This is a genomic window from Cognatiluteimonas telluris (assembly GCF_011320095.1).
GTDB lineage: Bacteria > Pseudomonadota > Gammaproteobacteria > Xanthomonadales > Xanthomonadaceae > Cognatiluteimonas > Cognatiluteimonas telluris.
In genome coordinates this window covers 1-1,858 of sequence record NZ_JAANOY010000074.1, presented here as the reverse complement: position 1 = coordinate 1,858, position 1,858 = coordinate 1, and the positions used below count along the sequence as shown (strand labels likewise).

2 protein-coding genes and 1 pseudogene are annotated in these 1,858 nt (G+C 51.9%); all 3 read left to right on the top strand.

What is annotated here, in order from left to right; translation table 11 throughout:
* Positions 1-380, top strand: a pseudogene (locus G7B67_RS12985) (hypothetical protein); the annotation flags it as partial.
* Between the two features lie 134 nt (positions 381-514).
* The gene (locus G7B67_RS12980) at positions 515-826 is read left to right on the top strand and encodes a hypothetical protein (RefSeq protein ID WP_166213099.1); all 312 of its coding nucleotides are present in this window, start codon (positions 515-517) and stop codon (positions 824-826) included.
* A gap of 597 nt (positions 827-1,423) precedes the next feature.
* On the top strand, positions 1,424-1,753 hold the full coding sequence (locus G7B67_RS12970; protein ID WP_166213095.1) for a hypothetical protein: 330 nt from the start codon (positions 1,424-1,426) through the stop codon (positions 1,751-1,753).
* Positions 1,754-1,858 lie beyond the last annotated feature (105 nt).

The window sequence follows — 1,858 nt, the reverse complement described above, 5'->3', positions numbered from 1 at the left end:
CCTTTTGCCTCCACTACGCATGTCGGCTTAATTCAGGTGTTAGCGCGCAGATGAAATTACTCGATTGGCGAAATAAGACCTGGCGAGGACGCGCCTTGATGGTCGCCTCGGCTGTGATCATCATTTTGCTTGCGTCCCATCCAGAGTTAAGGCTCTTGGTCCCACTCGTTGATGCGCTAGGTCTGGATCTATTTATATTTCTGCTTGGCGCGCAGGCCTGGGAGCAGTTCAAGCCAGTCGCGGCAATGCTGTACCGCGTTGTGGTTCGCCCTGCCGGGCGCAATATTTACTCAACTGCCATATTCTTCTTTGGCTACCTTGGCCCGTACGTGCATGCAAGGATCTCAACCTCGATTCGAGGCTACAGGCTTGCGCTCTAACAATTCATTCAAGCCGAACATGCTTCGTTCCAGCAAAAGGCGGCACTGAAAAGCGTGCCACCATTTGCCTCCACTACGCATGTCGGCTTAATTCAGGTGTTAGACCCCGCAGCCAGCATCCAAGGAATTCGTCTATGGCGCTTGACGATGATCTCGAGAAAGATTGGGTCAATCTCAACGATTTGGAGATGAGTGCTCGCGCCAAGGAGGATGAGCGCCCATGGCGAGACGTTGATGAAAATCCCTGGACGGATGAGGATCGAGCTGCAACCCACCGCATAGTGCAAGAAATGTCTGGGCGTCTCGCTCGCATTGAACAGCGTCAATCCGTTCTATTCCGTACTAGCCATTCGCTGCTACGAAAGGTCAATAACTTCTTGTATGCCGCAGCAACGGTCTTACTTCTTGAACTGGCGCGCCAAGCGTATAAGTTTGTTGTTAACTAGATCTCGAGCGGGGTCTAACAATTCATTCAAGCCGAACTTGCTTCGTTCCAGCAAAAGCGTGGCAGAAAAAGCTTGCCACGCTTTCGCTTCCACTACGCAAGTCGGCTTAATTCAGGTGTTAGGGCCCATGTCCAACAACGTCGCACTCGTCTTGGCCGAATTCGCGCTGCTCGGTCTAGCGGTTGTTGCTGTTGCGCTTTGGACCAATGCCAGTCGCTTTTTCAGTGAGTTGGTATCACTTAAGCCTGAACTTCAAGGTTTGCTCGTAAGGCCAGGTATCTTTACAAGATACGGGCCGCTGATCCCTTCCCAAATGGCCTACTTGCAAAGTAAGGGATTCAAAACGCTGCCTGATCCGCACCTGAGAGCCTTAGGCCGACGCTGCCTAACTCTGCTGTATTCCTACGCCGTATTATTTCTAGTCATGCTCCTAAGTCTACTTTTCTGGAGCGTCACGAAGGGTTCGTAGCACTAGCATGAGCCCTAACAATTCATTCAAGCCGAACATGCTTCGTTCCGGCAAAAGGCGCCACTGAAAAGCGTGCCACCTTTTGCCTCCACTACGCATGTCGGCTTAATTCAGGTGTTAGCGCGCAGATGAAATTACTCGATTGGCGAAATAAGACCTGGCGAGGACGCGCCTTGATGGTCGCCTCGGGTGTGATCATCATTTTGCTTGCGTCCCATCCAGAGTTAAGGCTCTTGGTCCCACTCGTTGATGCGCTAGGTCTGGATCTATTTATATTTCTGCTTGGCGCGCAGGCCTGGGAGCAGTTCAAGCCAGTCGCGGCAATGCTGTACCGCGTTGTGGTTCGCCCTGCCGGGCGCAATATTTACTCAACTGCCATATTCTTCTTTGGCTACCTTGGCCCGTACGTGCATGCAAGGATCTCAACCTCGATTCGAGGCTACAGGCTTGCGCTCTAACAATTCATTCAAGCCGAACATGCTTCGTTCCAGCAAAAGGCGGCACTGAAAAGCGTGCCACCATTTGCCTCCACTACGCATGTCGGCTTAATTCAGGTGTTAGGC